Source organism: Kitasatospora sp. NPDC092948 (assembly GCF_044754805.1).
Classification (GTDB): domain Bacteria; phylum Actinomycetota; class Actinomycetes; order Streptomycetales; family Streptomycetaceae; genus Kitasatospora.
Genome location: NZ_JBIVPU010000004.1, coordinates 512,080 through 534,952 on the forward strand (window position 1 = coordinate 512,080; position 22,873 = coordinate 534,952).

The 22,873-nt window shown below is 72.5% G+C and carries 21 protein-coding genes and 2 riboswitches; of the genes, 14 read left to right on the top strand and 7 right to left on the bottom strand.

Translation table 11 applies throughout. From position 1 onward, the window contains the following. Positions 1-3: 3 nt before the first annotated feature. Complete coding sequence (locus ACIQF6_RS15940) at positions 4-825, bottom strand: c-type cytochrome (RefSeq protein ID WP_400894836.1); 822 nt, start codon at positions 823-825, stop codon at positions 4-6. A gap of 91 nt (positions 826-916) precedes the next feature. Next, the gene (locus tag ACIQF6_RS15945; protein ID WP_400894838.1) at positions 917-1,537 is read right to left on the bottom strand and encodes a heme-copper oxidase subunit III; all 621 of its coding nucleotides are present in this window, start codon (positions 1,535-1,537) and stop codon (positions 917-919) included. A gap of 325 nt (positions 1,538-1,862) precedes the next feature. Here ACIQF6_RS15945 and ACIQF6_RS15950 point away from each other — a divergent pair, with 325 nt between their 5' ends. The 3 genes from ACIQF6_RS15950 (at position 1,863) to ACIQF6_RS15960 (ending at position 5,206) form a co-directional block, all read left to right on the top strand. Beyond that, the gene (locus ACIQF6_RS15950; RefSeq protein WP_400894840.1) at positions 1,863-2,288 is read left to right on the top strand and encodes a hypothetical protein; all 426 of its coding nucleotides are present in this window, start codon (positions 1,863-1,865) and stop codon (positions 2,286-2,288) included. Positions 2,289-2,416: 128 nt separating this feature from the next. Next, the gene (trpD, locus tag ACIQF6_RS15955) at positions 2,417-3,487 is read left to right on the top strand and encodes an anthranilate phosphoribosyltransferase (RefSeq protein ID WP_400894842.1); all 1,071 of its coding nucleotides are present in this window, start codon (positions 2,417-2,419) and stop codon (positions 3,485-3,487) included. A 177-nt stretch (positions 3,488-3,664) separates the two neighbouring features. After that, positions 3,665-3,782, top strand: a riboswitch (SAM riboswitch). A gap of 47 nt (positions 3,783-3,829) precedes the next feature. After that, positions 3,830-5,206, top strand: coding sequence for an aminotransferase class V-fold PLP-dependent enzyme (locus tag ACIQF6_RS15960; protein WP_400894844.1), 1,377 nt, complete (start codon positions 3,830-3,832; stop codon positions 5,204-5,206). A 9-nt stretch (positions 5,207-5,215) separates the two neighbouring features. Here ACIQF6_RS15960 and ACIQF6_RS15965 read toward each other — a convergent pair whose 3' ends face one another. Then, complete coding sequence (locus tag ACIQF6_RS15965) at positions 5,216-5,497, bottom strand: Lrp/AsnC ligand binding domain-containing protein (protein ID WP_043913528.1); 282 nt, start codon at positions 5,495-5,497, stop codon at positions 5,216-5,218. Next, positions 5,494-6,300, bottom strand: coding sequence for a rhomboid family intramembrane serine protease (locus ACIQF6_RS15970; RefSeq protein WP_400894847.1), 807 nt, complete (start codon positions 6,298-6,300; stop codon positions 5,494-5,496). Before ACIQF6_RS15970 ends, ACIQF6_RS15965 begins: the two co-directional genes overlap by 4 nt. 149 nt (positions 6,301-6,449) lie before the next feature. Between ACIQF6_RS15970 and ACIQF6_RS15975 the strand changes: the two genes are divergently transcribed. From ACIQF6_RS15975 to ACIQF6_RS16000, 6 genes are all read left to right on the top strand, one after another. After that, positions 6,450-6,716, top strand: coding sequence for a hypothetical protein (locus ACIQF6_RS15975; protein WP_400894850.1), 267 nt, complete (start codon positions 6,450-6,452; stop codon positions 6,714-6,716). A gap of 175 nt (positions 6,717-6,891) precedes the next feature. Further along, positions 6,892-8,316, top strand: a complete 1,425-nt coding sequence (locus tag ACIQF6_RS15980) for an NYN domain-containing protein (protein ID WP_400894852.1) — start codon at positions 6,892-6,894, stop codon at positions 8,314-8,316. A gap of 192 nt (positions 8,317-8,508) precedes the next feature. Further along, the gene (locus tag ACIQF6_RS15985; RefSeq protein ID WP_400894854.1) at positions 8,509-9,546 is read left to right on the top strand and encodes an NlpC/P60 family protein; all 1,038 of its coding nucleotides are present in this window, start codon (positions 8,509-8,511) and stop codon (positions 9,544-9,546) included. Positions 9,547-9,909: 363 nt separating this feature from the next. Further along, positions 9,910-10,065, top strand: a riboswitch (cyclic di-AMP (ydaO/yuaA leader). Positions 10,066-10,075: 10 nt separating this feature from the next. Beyond that, complete coding sequence (locus ACIQF6_RS15990; RefSeq protein ID WP_400894857.1) at positions 10,076-11,149, top strand: NlpC/P60 family protein; 1,074 nt, start codon at positions 10,076-10,078, stop codon at positions 11,147-11,149. Between the two features lie 211 nt (positions 11,150-11,360). Beyond that, entirely contained in the window at positions 11,361-12,413 is a 1,053-nt protein-coding gene (locus ACIQF6_RS15995) for an NlpC/P60 family protein (RefSeq protein ID WP_400894859.1), read from the top strand. A 128-nt stretch (positions 12,414-12,541) separates the two neighbouring features. After that, positions 12,542-13,696 (top strand): hypothetical protein, encoded by a 1,155-nt coding sequence (locus tag ACIQF6_RS16000; protein WP_400894861.1) that lies wholly within the window; start codon positions 12,542-12,544, stop codon positions 13,694-13,696. Here ACIQF6_RS16000 and ACIQF6_RS16005 read toward each other — a convergent pair. Continuing rightward, a complete protein-coding gene (locus ACIQF6_RS16005; protein WP_400894863.1) occupies positions 13,686-14,588 on the bottom strand; it encodes a carbohydrate kinase family protein in 903 nt (300 codons plus the stop codon). The two genes, ACIQF6_RS16000 and ACIQF6_RS16005, sit on opposite strands and share 11 nt — an antisense overlap. Positions 14,589-14,676: 88 nt before the next feature. Next, on the bottom strand, positions 14,677-16,047 hold the full coding sequence (locus tag ACIQF6_RS16010) for a glycosyltransferase 87 family protein (protein WP_400894865.1): 1,371 nt from the start codon (positions 16,045-16,047) through the stop codon (positions 14,677-14,679). A 253-nt stretch (positions 16,048-16,300) separates the two neighbouring features. Here ACIQF6_RS16010 and ACIQF6_RS16015 point away from each other — a divergent pair, with 253 nt between their 5' ends. Then, complete coding sequence (locus ACIQF6_RS16015) at positions 16,301-17,443, top strand: glycosyltransferase family 4 protein (protein ID WP_400894867.1); 1,143 nt, start codon at positions 16,301-16,303, stop codon at positions 17,441-17,443. Between the two features lie 193 nt (positions 17,444-17,636). On the opposite strand, the gene ACIQF6_RS16020 is transcribed toward ACIQF6_RS16015, so the two are convergent. Further along, positions 17,637-19,433: an AMP-dependent synthetase/ligase gene (locus tag ACIQF6_RS16020; RefSeq protein ID WP_400894869.1), complete on the bottom strand. Its 1,797-nt coding sequence runs from the start codon at positions 19,431-19,433 to the stop codon at positions 17,637-17,639. Positions 19,434-19,681: 248 nt separating this feature from the next. On the opposite strand from ACIQF6_RS16020, the gene ACIQF6_RS16025 reads away from it, so the two are divergent. From ACIQF6_RS16025 to ACIQF6_RS16040, 4 genes are all read left to right on the top strand, one after another. Continuing rightward, positions 19,682-20,116 carry an SRPBCC family protein gene (locus tag ACIQF6_RS16025; protein ID WP_400894872.1) on the top strand — a complete coding sequence of 145 codons (435 nt, stop codon included), beginning with the start codon at positions 19,682-19,684 and terminating at the stop codon, positions 20,114-20,116. 8 nt (positions 20,117-20,124) lie between these two features. Next, positions 20,125-21,285, top strand: coding sequence for an ArsA family ATPase (locus ACIQF6_RS16030; protein WP_400894874.1), 1,161 nt, complete (start codon positions 20,125-20,127; stop codon positions 21,283-21,285). A gap of 26 nt (positions 21,286-21,311) precedes the next feature. Next, a complete protein-coding gene (locus ACIQF6_RS16035) occupies positions 21,312-21,590 on the top strand; it encodes a DUF5304 family protein (RefSeq protein WP_400894876.1) in 279 nt (92 codons plus the stop codon). Positions 21,591-21,787: 197 nt separating this feature from the next. Then, positions 21,788-22,729, top strand: a complete 942-nt coding sequence (locus ACIQF6_RS16040; RefSeq protein ID WP_400894878.1) for an ROK family glucokinase — start codon at positions 21,788-21,790, stop codon at positions 22,727-22,729. The last annotated feature ends 144 nt before the right edge of the window (positions 22,730-22,873 follow it).

Genomic DNA, 22,873 nt, shown 5'->3' on the forward strand with positions numbered 1-22,873 from the left:
GGCTCATGACTTCTTGGCCTTGGTGGTGTGGGCGGCGACCCAGATCGCGATCACGATCAGCGTGCCGATGCCGAAGATCCAGGCAAACAGGCCCTCGGTGAAGGGGCCGAGGCTGCCCAGGGCGAGACCACCGGGGTTCGGCGCGTTGTTGGTGTTCTGGACGTACGCGATGATCTCGCGCTTCTGCTCCTCCGGCATGGTGGTGTCGGGGAACGACGGCATGTTCTGCGGGCCGGTCTGCATGGCCTCGTAGATGTGCTTGGAGTCCACGCCCTCCAGCGACGGGGCGAACTTGCCGTTGGTCAGCGCGCCACCCTTGCCGGCGAAGTTGTGACACTGCGCGCAGTTGGTGCGGAACAGCTCGCCACCCTTGGCGACCTGCTCGGCGTTGGTGACCTTGTCCTCGGACGGCGAGTACTGCTCCGTGGTCGGAGTGACCGGGCCGGGGCCGAGCGAGGCCACGTAGGCGGCCAGCTGGTCGATCTCGGACTGGTTGTAGACGGTCTTCTTGCGCGGGACCTGCGCGCCCGGCTGCTGGGCCGGCATGCGGCCGGTGCCGACCTGGAAGTCGACAGCAGCAGAGCCGACGCCGACCAGCGACGGACCGTCAGAAGTGCCCTGGCCGTTCAGGCCGTGGCAGGAGGAGCAGCCGACGGCGAAGAGCTTCTTGCCCTCGTCGATGGCGAGCGACTGCGAGGAGCTGTCGGCCTGCGCCTTCTCGGCGGGCGCGAAAGCGGCGTACAGCCCCCCGGTGGCCGCCAGGGCGAGAAGTAGAACGACGACCGCCGCCAGTGGGTGGCGCCGTCGTGCGGAGAGCTTTTTCACGGAATAACCCCGGTGTCAGGATCTGGTCGGCAGCAGCCTGCCCCCGACTTCCATGCGTCACGGTGACGCCGGGTCAGGGGCGGGGCGGCTGTTACTTGATCAGGTAGATGGTCGCGAACAGGCCGATCCACACAACGTCGACGAAGTGCCAGTAGTACGACACCACGATCGCCGCGGTGGCCTGCTCGTGGGTGAAGCGCCGCGCCGCGTAGGTCCGGCCGAGGACCAGCAGGAAGGCGATCAGACCACCCGTCACGTGGAGTCCGTGGAAGCCGGTGGTCAGGTAGAACACCGTGCCGTACGGGTCGGAGGACAGCGAGAGGCCGTCCTTCTTGACCAGGTCGGTGTACTCGAAGATCTGGCCGCCGATGAAGATGGCGCCCATCACGAAGGTGATCGTGAACCACGAGCGGAGCTTCTTCACATCACCGCGCTCGGCGGCGAACACACCGAGCTGGCAGGTGAGCGAGGAGAGCACCAGGATCGTGGTGTTGACCGAGGAGAAGGGCACGTTGAGGGCGCTTGCCTTCTCGTGCCAGAACTCGGCGCCCTTGACCGAGCGGAGGGTGAAGTACATCGCGAACAGGGCCGCGAAGAACATCAGCTCCGAGCTCAGCCAGACAATGGTTCCCACGCTGACCAGGTTCGGCCTGTTGACCGCTCCGTGCGCGTGTCCGGTTTCTGTTGCTGTTGCTGTCGCCACGACGGACATTATGTCGGTCCCTTATTCCGTCTTCACGCCGGGGGGTCTCCCTCGGAGTGTCCGGTGCGTGAGGTATGCCCGCCTCGCGGGCCGTCCGTTTTCTGACGGTTGTTCGGAGCGGGTGAGGGAACTGGGCCGTGGGGGTGAGCCTGTGGCGCGTCGGCTTGAGCGAGATCGCGTCGGGGTCTCTTCAGGACGGGTCCGCCGGAGTAGCATCCGTCCCAGGACGTGGTCCGGGTCACACTGGGCCGTTCGGTCGGGGTCCGCGCGCGGTCGTGGCCCGCGCGAACACAGTGGACACATATAAGAGGACGAGCACCAGGAAGCAGGGGACATGGCGCAGCACTCCGACGAGACGCTCACCGTTCTCGTCTACAGCGACGACCGCAACACCCGTGAGCAGGTGACCCTCGCCCTGGGCCGCCGCCCCGCCGGGGACGTTCCCGCGCTGGAGTACCTGGAGTGCGCCACCGCCCCCGCGGTGCTCCGCGCCCTGGAGAAGGGCGGCGTCGACCTCTGCGTGCTGGACGGCGAGGCGGTGCCCGCCGGCGGACTCGGCCTCACCCGGCAGCTGAAGGACGAGATCTACGGCTGCCCGCCGGTGCTGGTCCTGATCGGCCGCCCGCAGGACTCCTGGCTGGCCGCCTGGAGCCGGGCCGACGCGGCGATCTCGCACCCCGTCGACCCGGTCTCGCTCGCCGACGCCGCGACGACGCTGCTGCGGGCCCGGGTGGCCCGCCGGGCGCCGGCCGCGCGCTGACCGGTCCCGGTGTGCGGACCGGGCCGTCTCACCTGAAGAGAAGGGGACGGCAAGGCAGGGCGGCCGTCCCCGCTCGCTCGATAGGCTGACTCCATTCCTCTGCGACAAGACGAGAGCTGGAGACGGCCATGGTGAACGTGCACTCTGCGAACGGCGGTAGCGACCCCGCGCAGGTGGTCCGCACCTGGCCCGACATCCTGATGGCCCTGATGCGCGGCGAGGACCTCGCCCAGGCCGACACCGCCTGGGCGATGGACCGGATCATGAGCGGCGAGGCCAGCCCCGTGCAGGTGGCCGGTTTCCTGATCGCGCTGCGCGGCAAGGGCGAGACGGTCGAGGAGATCTCCGGCCTGGTCGAGTCGATGTACGCGCACGCCGTGCCGCTGGACATCCCCGGGCCGGCCGTCGACATCGTCGGCACCGGCGGCGACCGGGCAAAGACCGTGAACATCTCCACCATGTCGGCGGTGGTCGCCGCGGCGGCCGGCGCGAAGGTGGTCAAGCACGGCAACCGGGCGTCGTCCTCGGCGTCCGGTTCCTCGGACGTGCTCGGGCGGCTCGGCATCAACCTGGACCTGTCCGCCGCGCGGGTCGCGGCGGTCGCCGAGCAGGTCGGACTGACCTTCTGCTTCGCCGCCAAGTTCCACCCCTCGATGCGGCACACCGCGCAGGCCCGCGCCGAACTCGCCGTCCCGACGGTCTTCAACATCCTCGGCCCGCTCACCAACCCGGCCAAGGTCGGCGCCCACGCGGTCGGCTGTTTCGACACCCGGCTGGCCGGGCTGATCGCCGGCGTGCTCGCCCGGCGCGGCGGGCAGGGACTGGTGTTCCGGGGTGACGACGGGCTCGACGAGCTGACGATCACCACCACGTCCCACGTCTGGGTGATTCGGGACGGCAAGGTGACGGAGACCCGGTTCGACCCGCGGGACGTCGGCATCGAGCTGGTCGGGATCGAGGCGCTGCGGGGCGCCGACGCGGAGTTCAACGCGAACGTCGCGCGGCGGGTGCTGAACGGCGAGCGCGGGCCGGTGCGGGACGCGGTGCTGCTCAACAGCGCGGCGGCGCTGGTGGCGCTGGAGCTGACGGACGCGCCGCTGAGCGAGCAGCTCGCGGCGGGGATGGTGCGGACGGCGGCGGCGATCGATTCGGGGGCGGCGGGGTCGCTGCTGAAGCGCTGGGCGGAGGCCACCCAGTAGCGGCTCCCGGTGCGAACGGCCCGCCCGGGGAGGGGAATTGCTCCTTCCCGGGCGGGCCTAGCCGTCTGCGGGCGGCCGCTCGTGCGGCTGCCCGCACGTCTGGCGGGGCGTCAGGGGTGGGGTCCACGTGCTGGACAGGGGTTGAGACTGCGGGGCTCTCGTGTATGGTCTTGCGCAGGTCATGAGTGGCAGCGACAAGCCCCAGCTTGCTGTCCGGCAACCCTCCGTCCGTGGCGGGGTGCCCTGGGTGAGGACCGGGCTGCGTGGCGATCCGTCCGCGCGGCAAGCGCGGACTTCCGGTCGATGCACCCCGGGGTCCTTACCCTGTGGAGGAGTGCATCCATGTCTGTGACCGCCGAGATCTGTGAGCCGCTGGCCGTGCTGGGCCAGGACGTCGAGGTGCCGTTGGCGTCCGGAGAGAAGGTCGGGTACGCGGCGCTGGACTACGCGGCGAGTGCGCCGGCGCTGGCCCGGGTGTGGGAGGACGTGGCGGCGTACGCGCCGTACTACGGGTCGGTGCACCGGGGTGCCGGGTACCTGTCGCAGCTGTCGACCGACCTGTTCGAGCAGAGCCGGCGGACCGTCGCCGAGTTCCTGGAGCTGCGCGACGGCGACCAGGTGGTGTTCACCCGGGCGACCACCGACTCGCTGAACCTGCTGGCCGGGGCGGTGCCCGCCGGGACCGAGGTGTTCGCGTTCGAGACCGAGCACCACGCGTCGCTGCTGCCGTGGCGGCGCGAAGGCCTGACGGTGCGTTACCTGCGGGCGCCGCGATCGCACGGCGAGGCGGTGGCCGCGCTGGAGGAAGCGCTGCTGGGGGCGTCCGACGGACCGAAGCTGTTCTGCGTGACCGGGGCGTCGAACGTCACCGGCGAGCTGTGGCCGGTCAAGGCGCTGACCGAGGTCGCGCACCGGTACGGCGCCCGGGTGGTGCTGGACGCGGCCCAGCTGGCGCCCCACCACCGGGTGTCGGTGCGGGAGTTGGACGTCGACTGGATCGCGTTCTCCGGCCACAAGCTGTACGCGCCGTTCGGGGCCGGCGTGCTGGCCGGCCGCTCCGACTGGCTGGACGCGGCGGAGCCGTACCTGGCCGGCGGCGGGGCGAGCCGGACGGTGGCCCGGGAGCTGGACGGCTCGGTGGCGGTGGAGTGGCACACCGGCCCCGCGCGGCACGAGGCCGGCTCCCCGAACGTGATCGGCGCCTACGCGATCGCCTCGGCCTGCCGGGCCCTCGGCGAGGCGGGCTTCGACGCGCTGGAGGCCCGGGAGCGGGCGCTGGTCGCGAAGTTGACGGAGGGGCTGGCGGAGATCCCCGAGGTGCGGGTGCTCAGCCTGTTCGGCGAGGACTCCGACCGGGTCGGCGTGGTGTCGTTCGTGGTGCGCGGCTGGAACAGCTCGCACTTCTCGGCCGCGCTGTCCGCCGAGTACGGCATCGGCGTGCGGGACGGGCTGTTCTGCGCGCACCCGCTGGTGCGGACCCTGCTGGGCGGCGAGGACGTGGCGCCCAGCGCGTGCGGGGCGCCCGAGCCGTCGCTGCCGGGGGAGCGCAGCCTGAACGCGATCCGGGTCAGCTTCGGCGCCGGCACCCCCGTCGAGCACCTGGACCGGTTCCTGACGGCCGTTCGGGACCTGGTCACCGACGGCGCGCGGTGGAGCTACCGCAACGAGGGCGGGCGCTGCGTCGCCACCGAGCAGATCGACAGGGGCCGGCAGCGCTGAGCCGAGCGGCTACTCGTCCAGGCCGAGCGAGAACGCGGCCTCCAGGTCGTGCTGCGAGTAGGTGCGGAAGGCGATGTGGGTCTCGGTGTTGGAGACGCCCGGGACCTTGTTGAGGCGGCCGGGGATCACCTCGGCCAGGTCCTCGTGGTTGCGCACCCGCACCATGGCGACCAGGTCGTAGGTGCCGGTGACGGAGTAGACCTCGCTGACGCCCTCGATGGCCGCGATCGCCTCGGCGATCTCGGGGATCCGGTCGACGCTGGTGTTGATGAGGACGATCGCGGTGATCACTGAGCAACTCCTGTTCGAGAAGGTGCGCCCAGGGTATCGCCCGCCGGACGGGCGGCCCAGGCGAACAGCCAGCCCGTCACGAAGCCGATCACGTGCACCAGATAGGCCACCCCGCCGCCGCCGGAACTGACGGACCACCACTGCAGCGCGAACCACAGGCCGAGCACCAGCCAGGCCGGGAACCGCAGCGGGAGGAACAGCAGGACCGGCACCAGCACCGTCACCCGGGCCTTCGGCCACAGCCGCAGGTACCCGCCCAGCACCCCGGCGATCGCGCCGGACGCGCCGACCAGGGCGCGCATCCCGTCCGCGGTGTGCGCCTCGGCCACCGCGTAGCCGTAGGTGGCCAGGTAGCCGATCGCCAGGTAGCCGGTCAGGAAGCGGATCCGGCCCAGCCGGGCCTCCACGGCCGGGCCGAAGACGAACAGGAACAGCAGGTTGCCGACCAGGTGCAGCCACCCCGCGTGGACGAACAGCGAGGTGAGGACCGAGAGTTCGGGGATCTTGCCGGGTGTCGGCGGGAGCGCGCAGCCCGGCGCGGCCGGGGTGAGCGCGGACAGCTGGGCGGCCGTCAGCGGGCGGCCGCTCAGCAGCTCGGCGGGCACCGCACCCCAGCGGTGCTCGTAGCGCTGCTCGGCGCAGGCCCGGGCCGCGCCGCTGCCGTACGCCGGGTTCAGGCCGCCGGCCGGGCCGACCAGCAGGACCAGCGCGGACAGTGCGATCAGCAGGTAGCTGACGACCGGGGTGCGGGCGGCCCGCTCGGCCGCCGGCGAACCGGCCCGGGCGGGGGCGGTGAGCACCATGCCGGTGAGCATTCCTCGGGGGCGCGTCCGCGACACCGGGCGCTGCTCCGGGCGGGTGAGCGTCCGGGCAGTGGACCGGTGGCCCGGGCCCCCGACCGCAGGCAATAGGCTGGAGGCCCGGAACCGGGACCAGCCGAGAGGGACCACTGATGACCATTGCCGCGCCGACCGCCGAGACCCGCTGGCGCTGCACGCTGTGCGGCAACCTCACCCGCTTCGACGTCACCCGGTCCTCCCGAGTGATCGACTTCCTGCACTTCGACCTGTCCGGCGACTCCAAGGTCGAGGAGACCCAGGTGCTCGCCGAGACCATCGAGTCGGTGCGTTGCCGGTGGTGCAACGCCGTGGACCAGGTCGAGCTGGTGGCCCGCCCGGGCGCCGAGGAGACCACCGAGGGCGGCCCCGCGCAGGGCTGACGCACCTCCACCGCCCCGTGTTCCCGTCCGCGCCCCGGACCGGGGCGCGGGGCGGACTCGTCGGCGGGGTGCTGTCGGTGCGGCACGGTAGACGGGACAATTGCAAGCAGCGGCGGACACCAACGCCCCCGGCACCCGCCGGGGCCCGCCCGGACCAGGATCGGAGCCGAGGACAGTGGCGGAGGCAGCGAACGCGCCCGCGGGCACGGACGGGACCACGCCCGCTCCGGTCCGGCAGACCCAGGAGGCCGGGCCCGTCGAGGCCGCCCCGGCGGCCGAGGACGGCAACGGCGAGACCGCCGGCCGAGTGCTGCCCGAGGGCGTGCGCCGCCGGGTGGTGGGCATCGCCTCCGACGCGCTCGGCGGCATCGCCCCCGGCGAACTGCCCGCCGCGCTGCGCCCGTACGCCAAGTTCACCGCCGCCCGGCGGGCCAAGTACGCGGCCACCGCGCTGGCCGCCGCGCTGGAGTCCGACCCGGCGTTCCGGGTCCGGATAGCCGAGCGGCTGCGGCTCGGCCAGCCCGACCTGGTGCGCGCGCTGGAGGCGGGCACCGTGCCGGCCGCCGCCGACCCGATGGACGTGGCCGCCGCCGCCTACCTGGTGCGGCCCACCGGCTGGGCCCGGCTGGTCGAGGAGGCCGGCGAGCAGGCCGAGCGGGTGGACGCCGAGGGCGCCGCCGCGGAGGCCGCCCGGCTGGCCGAGAAGCTCCAGGAGGAGCTGGCCGAGGCCCGCTCCGCCGCCCGCGCCGAACTGGACCGGCACCGGGCCGAGTCCGAGGGGGTGCGCCGGGAGGCCGACTCGCTGCGCAAGAAGGTCCGCTCGCTGGAGGCCGACACCCGCCGGGCGCAGGCCGAGAGCCGCCGCCTGGCCGCCGAACTGGAGGCCGCCCGGGCCGCCGCCGCGGCCGAGCGCGGCGCCGCCGAGGTGGAGGCCCGCCGGCTGAGGCACCGGGTGGCCGAGCTGGAGGCCGCGGTGGAGACCGGCCGGCGCACCGCCCGGGAGGGCCGGAGCGTCGAGGACATGCGGCTGCGGCTGCTGCTGGACACCGTCCTGCAGTCCGCGCAGGGCCTGCAGCGGGAGTTGGCGCTCCCGGTGACGGCGCTGCGCCCGGCCGACCTGGTGGAGGCGGTGGAGCCCGGTTCGGCGTCGCCGCACGACGTGGCCCGGCGCGGCCTGGCCGAGGACGACCCGGCGCTGCTGGACCAGCTGCTGGCGATCCCGCAGGTCCACCTGGTGGTGGACGGCTACAACGTGACCAAGACCGGCTATCCGCAGCTGCCGCTGGAGCAGCAGCGGCTGAGACTGCTGGGCGGCCTGGCGATGCTGGCCCAGCGGACCCAGGCCGAGGTGACCTGCGTGTTCGACGGCCAGGACCTGGACGTCCCGGTGATCATGGCCCCGCCGCGCGGCGTGCGGGTCCGGTTCAGCCGCACCGGGGAGACCGCGGACGAGCTGATCCGCCGCATGGTGCGGGCCGAACCGCAGGGCCGGCCGGTGGTGGTGGTCTCCACCGACAAGGAGGTCGCGGACGGGGTGCGCAAGGCGGGCGCCCGCCCGGTGGCCTCGGTGCTGCTGCTGAACCGGCTGTCGCGCAGTTGATCGAACTGACGGGCGCTCAGCGGCGTTGAAGCGTCCGGAGTGTGTCGGTGTGGTGAAAAGGGGCGGAGAGGCGGAACCGAAAGCCCCCCGGGAGTGGACGCGGGGGCCGGGGCTTCACTAGGGTCTGGCGTCAAACCTATATTCCGGACTATCGCCCGAATGGGTGAGTCCAGAGGAAGAAGGAGCACCGCCTTGGCCTCCCACCGCCGTCCCAAGCAGCCGAGTCGCGCCCGGGTGACCGTGCTCACCGCTGCCGCCGCGACTGCGGTCGCCCTGTCGGCCCAGGTGAGTGCGCACGCCGCGCCGGCCCAGCCGAACAAGGACGAGGTCAAGGCGCAGGTCGACAAGCTGCTCGAGGAGCAGGAGCAGGCCGCCGAGAAGTACAACGGCGCCAAGGAGAAGTCCGACCAGCTGCGCAAGCAGGCCGACCAGCTGCAGGACCAGGTCGCCCGCGGCCAGGAGCAGCTGACCGAGCTGGCCTCCGGGCTGGCGGCGGTGGCCGGCGACCAGTACCGGCACGCCGGTGTCGACCCGTCGATGCAGCTGATGCTCTCCTCGGACCCGGACAAGTACCTGGCCCAGGCGTCCTCGTTCGACCAGGCCGCCAGCACCCAGGCCGAGACCCTGAAGTCGCTGGAGGACCAGCAGCGCCGGCTGAACCAGCAGAAGCAGGAGGCCGCGACCGTCCTGGCCGAGCTGGACAGCTCCACCCAGGCGCTCAACGACGCCAAGAACGACGTGCAGACCAAGCTCCAGGAGGCGCAGAAGCTGCTCAGCCAGCTCTCGGCCGCCGACCGGGCCGCGATCCTGCGCGGCACCGGCACCGCCTCGCGCGGCGCCGACCGCACGGTCGACCTGGCGAGCCTGCCGAAGGCCGCCGGCTACGCCGGCGTCGCGGTGCAGAAGGCGATGGACAAGCGCGGTTCGGCCTACGTGTGGGGTGCGACCGGCCCGAGCACCTTCGACTGCTCCGGCCTGATGGTGTGGGCGTACGCGCAGGCCGGCGTCTCGCTGCCGCGCACCTCGCAGTCGCAGGCCGGTGTCGGCACCAACGTGGGCAAGGACTGGCACAACGCCCAGCCCGGTGACCTGGTGATCTATTACAACGACGCGCACCACGTGGGCATGTACATCGGCAACGGCATGGTGGTGCACGCGCCGCGCACCGGCGACGTGGTCAAGGTGATGGCCGCGGACACCCTGCCGATCCAGACCATCCGCCGGGTCTGACGGTCCGACGAATCGGACATATGCCCGCAGAGGGCCACAACTGACGCGCCGTGACACGCCCGGACGGGTCGAGATTCTGCTGTGATCTCGCACACGTCCGGGCGTGGTGTTTTCTGTGGGATCAGCGGGAAATGCTACGCACTGTGCAACGAATCACTTACGTTCGGTCAGTTCCGTAATCAAAATTGACCCAGAATCAGATTTTTTTCGGACAATGATTTGAACCGATCACGGATTGGTTACTAGGGTCGTGGTTCGACCGCCGCAGAGTCGGTCGCCCAAGGGGGGCGACGGTGGCGGTCGCCGCCGAGTCCGTGACGCAGCGGGCGGATCGTCAGAACGAGATCCGTCGACGGGGATACCCCTGCGGGGGTGCTGTCGAACGGAGCCGGGGAACCACGTTCCCCCGGGGTGAATCGGCGCCAGGTCGGCCGCGACAGCGGCCGGTGAAGCGCCGTAGGGCATCTCTTCCGGCCCGAACCCGTCAGCTCACCCGGTAGGCGGTGTGAGGAAGAAGGAGTCCGCCTTCGTGGCGTCCCATCGCCGTCCCAAGCCCGTCGGCCGTGCCCGGGTCTCGATTCTCACTGCCGCTGCCGCCACCGCTGTCGCGCTCTCCGCGCAGACCGGTGCGCACGCCGACCCGACGCCCACCAAGGACCAGGTCAAGCAGCAGGTCGACCAGCTCAACGAGCAGGCCGAGGTGAAGACCGAGGCGTACAACGCCTCCGTGGAGAAGCAGCAGGGCCTGCAGAAGCAGGTCTCCCAGCTGCAGGACCAGCTGGCCCGCCAGCAGGACCAGGTGACCACCGTTCAGGAGAGCCTGGCCACCATCGCCGCCGAGCAGTACCGCAACGGCGGCATCCCGCAGACCATGCAGCTGATGCTCTCCAGCAGCCCGGACACCTTCCTCGGGCAGGCCGGCGCGCTCAACACGGTCGGCGCCACCCAGTCGGACCTGCTCAAGAGCTTCAAGGAGGAGCAGGCCAAGCTCGACGGGCAGCGCAAGGAGGCCGAGCAGAAGCTCGCCGAGCTGGACACCACCACCAAGGCGCTGCAGGCCGAGAAGGACGACATCAAGGCCAAGCTCGTCAAGGCGCAGGACCTGCTCAACTCGCTCACCCAGAAGGAGCGCGACGAGCTCGCCGCGGCCGAGGCCAAGGCCGCCGCCGACTCCCGCACCCAGGCCGAGCGGGCCTCCCGCGACACCTCCCGCACCGACCTCGGCGCGCCGACGCAGGTCCAGGCCCCGGCCGGCTACGCGGGCGTCGCGATGAGCGCCGCGCTGTCCAAGCTGGGCAGCTGGTACTCCTACGGTGCGGCCGGCCCGAGCACCTTCGACTGCTCCGGTCTGATGCAGTGGGCGTACGCCCAGGCGGGTGTGTCGATCCCGCGCACCTCGCAGGCCCAGGCGGGCGCCGGCACCAACATCGGCACCAACATCGCCAACGCCCGACCGGGTGACCTGATCATCTACTACAACGACGCGCACCACGTCGGCATGTACGTCGGCGGCGGCCAGATCGTGCACGCCCCGCACACCGGCGCGCAGGTCCGCTACGAGTCGGCCACGGTGATGCCGATCACCAAGATCGTCCGGATCTGACGGCTTCTCGACGCCTCCGGCCCGGCACCCCGCGACAGGGGTGCCGGGCCGCAGTCGTTCCGGTGTCCGATTTACGGTCGAATATTCGAGGTTGTCAGGGTTTGGACTGGATCCTTCCGACTCGCTAACCTCTGCCCCGGCCCCCCGTGCGGACGGCCGCCCGACCGGCGGGCGGCGGCGGAGGCCGGCCGCAGGAACGGAGTCGTCGCACGTGCCCGTGCACCGTCGCCCCCCACTGCCCGGTGTCCAGCGCCTCGCCCGCGCCCTGGCCCTCACCGCCGCCGCGACCGGCGTCCTCCAGCTCGGGGTCGCCCCGGCCGGCGCCGTGCCGACCGACCCGCCCGACCGCGCCGACGTCAAGGCGCAGGTCGACCAGCTGTACGAGGAGGCCGAACAGGCCTCCGAGAGGTGCAACGCCGCCCAGGAGCACCAACGGCAGCTGCAACGCGAGGCCGCCGCCCTGCAGAGTCAGGTCGCCGCCGGACAGGACGACCTGAACCGACTGCGCGCCGACCTCGGGGCGGTGGCCGCCGCCCAGTACCGCGCCCAGGGCCTGGACCCCACCCTGCGGCTGATGCTCGACAACGACCCGGCGTCCTACCTGGCCGGCGCCCGCTCCCTCGGCCAGGCCACCGCCCGCCAGAACGACATCCTGCACGACCTGCACGAACGGCAGCGCCGACTGGACCAGCGCCGGCAGGAGACCACCGCCAAGCTCGACGAGCTGGAACAGGCCCGGCAGCGCCTGGCCGCCGCCAAGGACGAGGTCCGCAGCCGGCTCACCCGGGCCCAGCGGCTGCTGGCCGGCCTCGGCGTCGCCGAGCGCCTCCGGCTGGCCGACGACGACGCCCGGGACGCCGAGCAGCGCGCCACCCGCGGCACCGACCGGCTCGACCTCGGCGACCAGCCCCCCGCGTCCGAGCGGGCCGCCGCCGCGCTGAACGCCGCCGTTTCGAGGATCGGCTCCCCGTACGTATACGGATCCACCGGCCCGGCCTCGTTCGACTGCTCCGGTCTGATGTACTGGGCGTGGCGGCAGGCCGGAGTGACCCTGCCGCGGACCTCGCAGGGGCAGGCCTCGGCCGGCCGGCGGGTGAGCCTCGCCGAAGCCCGGCCCGGAGACCTGGTGATCTTCTTCAAGGACAGGCACCACGTCGGCATGTACGCCGGCGGCGGTGTCGTCGTGCACGCCCCGCATCCGGGCGCCCGGGTCCGCTACGAGAGCGTCGGCGCGATGCCGGTCAACTCGGTGGTGCGGGTCTGAACCAGTACGAGCCCCTGGTCACCGACCTGTCGCCGGAGGAGGCGCCGCCGCAGGCCGGGGTTTCGCTGTCCCGGCGGGCGGCCCTGCTGGTCGCCGCCGGGTGCGCCGCCCAGCTGTCGCTGCCCCGGGTGCTGCCGGCCGGGCCCGCCGCGCCGGGCGCCGTCCCGCCCGGGCCGGGCACGCCGTCCGGCGTCCGGGAGGCCGTCACCCAGGTGCTGGCGCGACGGGCGGGCGCGATCCTGCGGCGCGACCCCGGCGGGCTGCCGACGGCGGCGGGCGCCGAGGAGGCCGACCGGGACCTGCTGGCCCGGACGGCCGCGATCCGCTTCAGCGAGTACACGCTGCGGCTGACCACGTTCGCCGAACCCGCGCCCGGCGCCGACCGGTTGACCGTCGGCGCCGAACTCGGCTACCGGATCGCGGGCGTGGACGACTACCCGGCGCTGCTGGAACGACAGGTCGAGCTCCAACGGGAGCCGGCCGGCTGGCGGGTGCTCAGGGAGACGCCCACCGGTGCGGTGGCGCTCTGGGACCTGGGCGCCGTCCGCGCCGCGACCGGGCAGCACAGCCTGGTGCTGGGCCTCGGCGAGAGCGCCGAACTGGCCGAACTGGCCGCGCTGGCCGACCGTGCGATGCCCACCGTCGAAGCGGTCTGGGGGGCCTGGAAGCCCGGCCGGCTGCTGCTCGAACTGCCGCTCACCGTCCAGCAGTTCGCCCGCCGGATGGATGTCTCCGCGGACGCCTACCAGGGGATAGCGGCGGTCACCCTGGCGGTCGGCGGCGCGCCGATGCACACCCCCGCCGACCGGATCGTGGTCAACCCCGAGGCCTACCGGCAGCTCAGCGAGCTCGGCCGGCGGGTGGTGGTGACGCACGAGGCCACCCACGTCGCGACCCGGGCCGACACCAGGTCGTGCACCCCGCTGTGGCTGTCCGAGGGCGTCGCCGACTACACCGGCTACCAGGGCACCGGGCGGAGCACCCGGCAGATCGCCCCCGAGCTGGTCAAGGACGTCCGGGCCGGGCGGATGCCCGCCGGGCTGCCCACCGACGACGCCTTCACCGCCGGCTCGGCCGGCATCGCCCAGGCCTACGAGCAGTCCTGGCTGGCCTGCGACCTGATCGCCCGTCGGTACGGGCCGCAGCGGCTGGTGGCGCTCTACCGGGCCGTCGGGCTGAACGGACCCGGCGGCCTGGAGCGCGCCTTCCGGTCCGAACTCGGCTTCGGCGTCGCCGAGTTCACCCGGAACTGGGCGGCCGAGGTGGCCACCCTCAGGAGCTGAGCGCCAGCTCCAGGCCCGCCGCGTCCAGGAACGCGGTGTGGGTGCCCGCCGTGGTGCAGGCGAACGCGCCGGCCACCGCGCCCGCCCGCATGCACTCCTCGACCGGGCGGCCGGCCAGCCGGTGGTGCAGGAAGCCGGAGACGAACGCGTCGCCCGCGCCGTTGCTGTCCACGATCGGCGCGCCCGGGTCCACCGCCGGGAAGTGTCGGAGCGCGTCGTCCTCGCGGGTGAGCAGGAACGCGCCGTGCGCGCCCGCGGTGGCCACCACCAGCTCGGCCCGGCCCTGGGCGAGGATCGACCGCATCGCCGCCTCCGGGCGGTTGTCCAGGCCGGCCGCGGACAGGAACACCAGGTCCGAGCGGAGCGCGTAGAACCGGTGGTGCTCGTTCTCGCCGTCCCAGGCGTGCAGGTCGGTCGAGCTGGGCCGGCCCAGCCGCTCGACGTCCGGGTACATGTCCCTGTTGACGCCGGTGATCGACAGGTGGACGTGCTTCGAGCGCTCCAGCAGCGGCAGCCAGAACTCCCGTGGCAGCCGGGCGTCCGCCGGGTGGCGGCCGTCGTAGAAGGAGAACCGCAGGCCGTCGGCGTCCACCAGGTTGACGCTGCGCGGGGTGCCGGCGGGGGCGGGCAGGTGGCTGAAGTCCAGGCCGCGGCGGGCGTACTCGGACAGCACCAGGGCGCCCTGCGGGTCCTCGCCGAGGAAGTCGGCGAGCTTGGTGCGCAGGCCCAGCGTGTGGCAGGCCAGCGCGACGCCGTTGCCGGTGTGCGCCGGGTAGTCGCGCACCGGGGGGACGTGCACCGAGTCGCGGCCGGGCGGGATCTCCAGGCGGTCCACCCGGACGATGGTGTCCACGCCGACGCCGCCGACGATCAGGATGTCGTAGTCGATCATTCGGCGATGGTGGCAGCGAAAAGCCGCCCCCTGCAAGCACTTTCAGAAACTTGCAGGGGGATGTGGCGAAGGATCATTTGACGGTCGGTCAGTTGCGGTCGGCCGGGGTGAGGTCGTCCAGCAGGTCCTGCTCGTAGGCGATGCCCGGCCGCACCGGGTACTGCGGCTGCGCCACCACCTGCCCGGCCGGCAGCACCACGGTGGTCAGCACCTCGCGCCGTCGGGTGGAACGCCACAGCCGGTACGCCGACAGCACGGTGGTCACCAGCAGCACCAGGTTGCGCGCCGTCAGCACCAGCACGCCGGTCAGCTCGCTGCGGTTCACCGCCCCGAACATCACCGGGAACTCCAGCGTGGTCAGCGCCGTGGCGACCAGCACCAGCACCGCCACCGGACGCTGGCTGCTGCCCCGCACCGTCAGGCATACCGCCGCCAGGCCGACCACCCAGATCATGTACTGCGGGCTGATCACCCGGCTGGTGGTGGTGAAGATCAGCAGCGCGCACAGCGCCGCGTCGAAGGTGGTCGCCGACGTCCAACGGGCCGCCCGCAGCCGCCAGATCAGCAGCCAGCCGAAGCCCGCCACCGTCATGCCGACCATCACCTTTGAGATCACCGGCACCCACGGGCCGAGGAACTCCACCGAGCCGTAGTTCATCGTCACGGTGCCGTTCCAGGTGCCCGCGAGCCTCGCGAAGTGCAGCGGCAGCGCGCCCAGCGACTCGATCTCGATGCCCCGCTCCGACTGGAACTTCAGGAACTCGAAGGCCCCGTTCATGCCCGCCGTCAGCAGGAAGCCCAGCGCCGCCGCGAACGCCGCCGCCGAGGTCCACGCCCGCCGGGTGCGGCGGCCGCGCGGCGTGCCGAACAGCGCCAGCAGCGGCCAGATCTTCAGCAGGCCGCCCAGGCCCAGCAGCACGCCGCCCACCGCGGGGCGGCGCAGCACCACCAGCAGACCCGCCACCGTCAGCGCGGTCACGATGATGTCGTACCGGCAGTAGACCGTCGGCCCGAGCAGCGGCACGCCCACCACCCAGTACCAGGCGCCCAGGTAGCTGCGGCCCTTGCGCACGCCCGCGCGCATCAGCAGGGCCATCGCCGCCGCGTCCACCACGCCGCAGATCACGAAGAACGACACCAGGTACGACCAGGGCAGCAGCCCCGGCAGCAGGATCACCAGCGCCGCACCCGGCGGGTACTGCCAGGTCACGTCGTCCAGCGGGAACGTGCCGGTGCGGAGCACCTCGTACCAGCTGTGATAGATCACCGAGACGTCCGCCGTGACGTCCGTGCTGGCGAGCCGCAACGCCCCTGTGACGACCAGGACGAGCAGCGTCCTGGAGACCGTCCAGGAGGCCGCCAGGGCCCACAGCGGGCGGCGACTCGGCGCGGAACCGGACGGGGCAGGCAGCGTCGGGGCCTCCGAACTGCCGGGCCGTTCGGCCTGGGCTGACTCCACTACGCTCCTTCGGGTCGTCGCGTACGCACCGGCACCGGGCGCGCCCGGGGTACCGGTAAGGACCTACCAGCACACCGCATGGTTGCGGCGGTGTCCTTCAACTTCTCCGAACCGTGTCCGAACCTTCCGGGCCGCGACGGTCCCGCCGCCGTGGTCGGTGCGGGCCGCGTTCCCGGCGGACCGGCACGGTGACCTATCGTACGGACCACTCACGGGTACTCCGAGCACCCCCTGACCGAGCGAGCCGCGGCACATGAACAGAACCCTCATCGTCACCAACGACTTTCCGCCCAGGCCGGGCGGCATCCAGGCGTTCGTCCACAACATGGCCGTCCGTCAACCGGCCGGATCGATCGTGGTGTACGCCTCCACCTGGCGCGACGGGCGGGAGGTGGCCAGGTTCGACGCCGAACAGCCCTTCCCGGTGATCCGCGACCGCACCAGGATGATGGTTCCCACCACCCGGGTCACCCGGCGGGCGGCGGAGATCCTGCGCGCCGAGAACTGCACCTCCGTGTGGTTCGGGGCCGCCGCGCCGCTCGGCCTGATGGCCCCGCACCTGCGCCGGGCCGGCGCCCGGCGGCTGCTCGGCATGACCCACGGACACGAGGCCGCGTGGGCCCAACTGCCCGTCTCCGCCCAGCTGTTGCGGCGGATCGGGGGCAATACGGACGTGCTGACCTACCTGGGGGAGTACACGCGTTCCCGGATCGCCCGCGCCGTCGGCCCCCGGGTCGCCTCGCGGATGGAGCAACTTCCTCCGGGCGTCGACGAGTCCACCTTCCGGCCGGACTCCGGCGGGGACGCCGTCCGGGCACGACTGGGGCTGACGGAGCGGCCGGTCGTGGTCTGCGTCTCGCGGCTGGTGCCGCGAAAGGGCCAGGACACGCTGATCCGGGCCTTCCCCCGGGTACTGGCGGCGCAGCCCGACGCGGTGCTGCTGATCGTCGGCGGCGGGCCCTACCGGGCCGACCTGGAGAAGCTCGTGGACCGGGTCGGGGTGCGGAAGTCGGTGGTGTTCACCGGTGCGGTGCCGTGGGAGGAGCTCCCGGCTCACTACGGCGCGGGGGACGTCTTCGCGATGCCGTGCCGCACCCGGCGGGGCGGGCTGGACGTCGAGGGCCTCGGCATCGTCTACCTGGAGGCCTCCGCGACCGGACTCCCCGTCGTCGCCGGGGACTCCGGCGGGGCGCCGGACGCCGTCCGCGAGGGGGAGACCGGGTTCGTGGTCCCCGGCAAGAACGGGGAGACGGTCCTCGCGGAGCGGCTCGTGCGGCTGCTGGGGGACCCGGAGCTGCGACGGGAGATGGGCGAGGCGGGGCGCAAGTGGGTCCACGACGCGTGGCGGTGGGACATGCTGGCGGAGCGGCTCACGGGGTTGCTGGAGGTCCGCTAGGAGCAGGGGCGGGAACGCAGGCGGGTGCGAAATCGGGGGCGCTGGGAACTGCGCGACAAGCGCAGATCACGTCCGTTAGGTCGCGATCACGTGCAGGTCATTGTCCTGCGTCGCGATCTTGCGGACGTGGCGCGTTCCCCTTCGCGCAGTTCCCCGCGCCCCCGGTTGCGCTCTCCCTGGTTTCCGGGGCCCCTTACCGCGTGTAGAGCGCCTCGATCTCCGCGGCGAAGTCCTTGAGGACGACGTTGCGCTTGAGCTTGAGGGACGGCGTGAGGTGGCCGCTGTCCTCGGTGAAGGTTGTGGTGAGGAGGCGGAACTTCTTGACGGCCTCGGCGTGGGAGACGGCCTGGTTGCCGTCGTCGACGGCGGCCTGGACGGCGGCGAGGAGGTCGGGGTCCTCGCGGAGGTCGGAGACGGTGGCGTCGGCGGGTTTGTTGTTGAGGGCCTTCCAGCGGGGGAAGAACTCGTCGTCGATGGTGACCAGGCAGGCGATGAAGGGCTTGCGGTCGCCGACCACCATGACCTCGCCGATGATCGCGTGGGCGCGGATGCGGTCCTCGATCACGGCGGGGGCGACGTTCTTGCCGCCGGCGGTGACGATGATCTCCTTCTTGCGGCCGGTGATGGCGAGGTAGCCGTCGTCGTCCAGGGTGCCGAGGTCGCCGGTGGCGAACCAGCCGTCCTGGAGGGCGTCGGCGGTGGCGGCCGGGTTGTTCCAGTAGCCGGTGAAGATGTTCGGGCCCTTGAGCAGGATTTCGCCGTCCTCGGCGATCCGGATCGCGGAGCCGGGCAGCGGCTGGCCGACGGTGCCGATCTTGGCCTTGTCGTTGGGGTTGAAGGTGGTGGCCGCGCAGGACTCGGTGAGGCCGTAGCCCTCCAGGACGGAGAAGCCGATGCCGCGGTAGAAGTGGCCGAGCCGTTCGCCGAGCGGGGCGCCGCCGGAGATGGCGGTCTTGCAGCGGCCGCCGAGCGCGTTGCGGAGCTTGACGTAGACCAGCTTGTCGAAGATCGCGTGCTTGACCCGCAGCAGCAGCGAGGGGCCGCCGGCGTCCAGCGCGCGGCTGTAGGCGACGGCGGTGTCGGCGGCGCGGTCGAAGATCCTGCCCTTGCCGTCGGCCTGGGCCTTGGCGCGGGCGGTGTTGTAGACCTTCTCGAAGACCCGGGGGACGCCGAGGATCAGCGTCGGCTTGAACGAGCCGAGTTCCTCGGTGACGTTGCGGATGTCGGAGACGTGGCCGAGCTTGACCGGGGCGATGGCGGCGGCGATCTCGGCGATCCGGCCGAGTACGTGGGCGAGCGGCAGGAACAGCAGGACCGAGGACTCGCCGGTGACGAACAGCTCGGGCATCCGGGCGGTGACGTTGCCCAGTTCGGCGAGGAAGTTGCCGTGGGTGAGCTGACAGCCCTTCGGGCGGCCGGTGGTGCCGGAGGTGTAGACGATGGTGGCGATCGAGTCGGCGTTCGCGAGCACCCGGCGTTCGGTGATCACCCGGTCGGCGACGTCCTGGCCGCCGCGGACCAGCTCGGCGATGCCGTCGCGCTCGATCTGCCAGGTGTGCTTGAGCTCCGGCAGCGCCTCGCGGACCTCGGAGATCACGGCGGCGTGCTTGTCGGTCTCGGTGACCACGACGAGCGCGCCGGAGTCGCCGAGGATCCACTGCACCTGCTCGGCGGAGGAGGTCTCGTAGACGGGGACGGTGATCGCGCCGGCGGTCCAGATCGCGAAGTCGAGCAGCGTCCACTCGTAGCGGGTGCGGGACATCACGGCGACCCGGTCGCCGGGGCCGACGCCGGCGGCGATCAGGCCCTTGGCGACGGCGTGCACCTCGGCGAGGAACTGGACGGCCGTGAGGTCCTGCCACTGCCCGTCCGCCTTGCGGCTGAGCACAGCGACGCCCGGGTGCCGCTCCGCGTTCTGGTGGACCAGGTCGGCGAGGTTGCCGTCGCTCGGTACCTGGTAGCGGGCCGGAAGGCTGAACTCCTCGAGCAAGACTGCTCCTCGTCTGCGACGCTGCGGGACGACTGGACGTTACTGCTGGGTAGGTGAGTTCGACCAGAGGGGTCGGCCTCGGTGTTCCGATCGTCACATCGCAGGTCGGACGTGGGATGGACCGATGCGAACCCTACGACAGTCGGTAGGTGACCCGCCGGTAAGGTGCCCGGGCGGAAAGGAGGCGGCCCCGCCCGCGATAGCCTCTGCTGGGCGCACAGCAGCACAGGGAGATCGCGGAGGCCGCAATGGCGGAGCACACCAGGTCGAGCATTGTCATCGACGCCACCCCGGCCGAGGTCATGGCGGTGATCGCCGATTTCGCCGCCTACCCGGAGTGGACCGACGAGCTGAAGGAGATCGAGGTCCTGAAGACCGGACCGGACGGCCGCGCCGCCGAGGTGCGGCTGCTGCTGGACGCCGGCGCGATCCGCGACGAGCACGTGCTCGCCTACACCTGGGACGGCGACCGCGAGGTCGGCTGGACCCTGGTCAAGAGCCAGATGCTGCGCGCCCTGGACGGCTCCTACCGGCTCGCCCCCGCGGGCCAGGGCCGCACCGAGGTCACCTACCAGCTGGCCGTGGACGTCAAGATCCCGATGCTCGGCATGATCAAGCGCAAGGCGGAGAAGGTCATCATCGACCGGGCGCTGGCCGGTCTGAAGAAGCGCGTCGAGGGCTGACCGGGCCCGTGGCCACCCGCACCGTACTGATCAGCGGCCCGGAATCCGCCAGGATCGCCGCCGCCACCGCCCTGCACCACGCCCGGCAGGGCAGCACCACCCTGCTGCTGGCCGCCGACGACCCGCACCGGGCCGTCGACGACCTGCTCGGCGTCCGGCTCGGCCCCGACGCCGTCGAACTGGAGCGCTTCCTGAGCGCCGCCCGGATAGACGAACAGGACGCGTTCCGCGCCGCCCTGGACGGCTACCGCGAGCGGCTCGCCCCCGCGCTCGACCTGATCGGCGCCCAGCCGCTCGACCCCGAGGAGCTCGCCCCGCTGCCCGGCACCCGCGCCCTCGCCCTGCTGCGCGCGCTGCCCCGGGTCGCGGCCGAGGTGCTGGTGGTCGCCGCCCCGCCGCCCGCCGAACTGATCGCCACCCTGGCGCTGCCCGCCCAGCTGGAGCGCTACCTGTCCCGGCTGCTGCCCGAGCAGCGCCAGGCCGCCCGCGCGCTGCGCCCGCTGCTGGCCGGGCTGGCGGGCGTCCCGATGCCGACCGACAAGCTGTTCGAGGCCCGGGCCGCCGCGTCCGCCGCGCTCGCCGAGGCCGCCGCGGTGATCACCGCGCCCGGCACCACCGTCCGCCTGGTGCTGGACGCCGCCCGCCCCGCGCCGCGCGCCCTGGCCCGGATCCGGGCCGGCCTCGCGCTGCACGGCCTGCCGCTGGACGCGGTGGTCGCGCACGGCGCGCACCCGGTCGGCGCGGTCGACTCCCCGGACCCCTGGCTGGCCCGCACCGCCACCCGGCAGCGCGAGCAACTCGCCGAGATCGCCGCGCAGTTGAACGTCCCGCTGCTGACCGTGCGGCAGCCCGACTCGCTTCAGGCGCTCGCCGAGGAGCTGTACCCGGCCGGCGCGCCCCGCGTCCCCGCACCCGCCGAGCCGTGGACCGAGGACCGGCTGGCCGCCGAGAACCAGCTGATCTGGCACCTGCCGCTGCCCGGCGCCGACCGCGCGGACCTCGAACTGCTGCGCCGCGGCGACGAGCTGGTGCTCGGCGCCGGAAGCTACCGGCGGGTCGTGGCACTCCCGTCCGCGCTGCGCCGTTGCACGGTCAGTGGGGCCGGCCTGGTCGACGGAACGCTGTCGGTGCGGTTCACCCCCGACCCCGCGCTGTGGCCGCGCGGGTAGCGGGACCTGACGGACGGGAGCGTGTGATGGGTACGGAACAGCCGGGCGGAGCGGGCGAGTTCGCGCCACTGGTGGAAGAGGTGCGGAAGTTCGCGACCGCACTCGGCGGCAAGGCCGTGGAGATCGGCGGCCGGCTGCGCGAGTCCAACCCCGAGGTGTACGGCCACCTGGCCGCCGCCGGCGGCGAGTTGCTGGCCGCGTACCGGGCCGCGGTGGCCGGGCACGAGCGGCGCTGGTCGGCGCCCCAACACGCCGAGACCGAGCGGGTGGACCTGGACGGGTCCGAAGAGGCCTCCGACAAGTAGTGAAGCCGACGGTTCGTCGTCGTCACATTGTGGTTTCAAGCCATCACCGAACGGGACAGTCGGTATGACTTCTGAAGGCAGTTTTCGAGATTGCTCGTCGAATGCCTTCGGAAAATGTAGGCCGAGCTGTGTACGTGGGCACCCCTCAGCCGGTACCGTTCGGCCTGAGCGGGAACGAGTGAATAGCTGAGGGACACATGGCTCTGACCATCGGCGTGGACGTCGGCGGTACCAAGATCGCAGCAGGCGTCGTCGACGAGTCCGGCGAGATTCTGGCCAAGACCCGGGTGCCCACCCCGGCCGACCCCCAGTGGGCGGTCGACGCCATCGCCCAGGGCGTGCGGGAGTTGAAGGAGCAGTACCCCGATGTCGCCGCCGTCGGCGTCGGCGCCCCCGGCTTCGTCAGCCGGGACCGCTCCACCGTCCTGATGGCGCCCAACATCGCCTGGGAGAACGAGCCCCTCAAGCAGCGCATCGAGGAACTCACCGGCCTGCCCACCGTGGTCGAGAACGACGCGAACTGCGCCGCCTGGGCCGAGTTCCGGTTCGGCGCCGCCGCCGAGTACGAGGACATGGTGCTGATCACCGTCGGCACCGGCATCGGCGGCGGCATCGTCCTCGACGGTCGCCTGCACCGCGGACGGTTCGGCGTGGCCGGCGAGATCGGCCACCTCAACATGGTCCCCGACGGCCTGCTCTGCGGCTGCGGCGGCCACGGCTGCTGGGAGCAGTACGGCTCCGGGCGCGCCCTGCGACGCTACGGCCGGGAGAAGGCGGCGGCCGACCCGATCGCCGGCAAGCGGATGCTCGAACTCAACGAGGGCGTCGCCGAGACCATCCGCGGCATCCACGTCAACCAGGCGGCGGAGGAGGGCGACCCGCTGGCGCTCTCCGTCTACGCGGAGGTCGCCGACTGGCTCGGCCGCGGCATGGCCGACCTCGCCGCGCTCTTCGACCCGGCCGTCTTCGTCCTCGGCGGCGGCGTCTCCGACTCCGGCCGCCTCCTCCTCGACCCGGTCGCCGAGGCCTTCGCGAAGTACCTGACGGGCGGCCCGGCCCGGCCCCGCGCGAACGTCGTCCTGGCGTCGATGGGGTCGGCGGCGGGAATCGTCGGCGCGGCCGATCTGGCGCGCGTGTAGGTCCTTTGGGGCACCCGCCGGCGGGGTCGCTCGCACGTGCAGGTCTCTGTCCGTGCCGCGATCCTGCCGACGGGTGCCTTCCGCTTTGCGCAGTTCTCCCCCAGCCCTGGCGGGCTGGGAGGTGCCCCCACGCGCCCCCGGTGG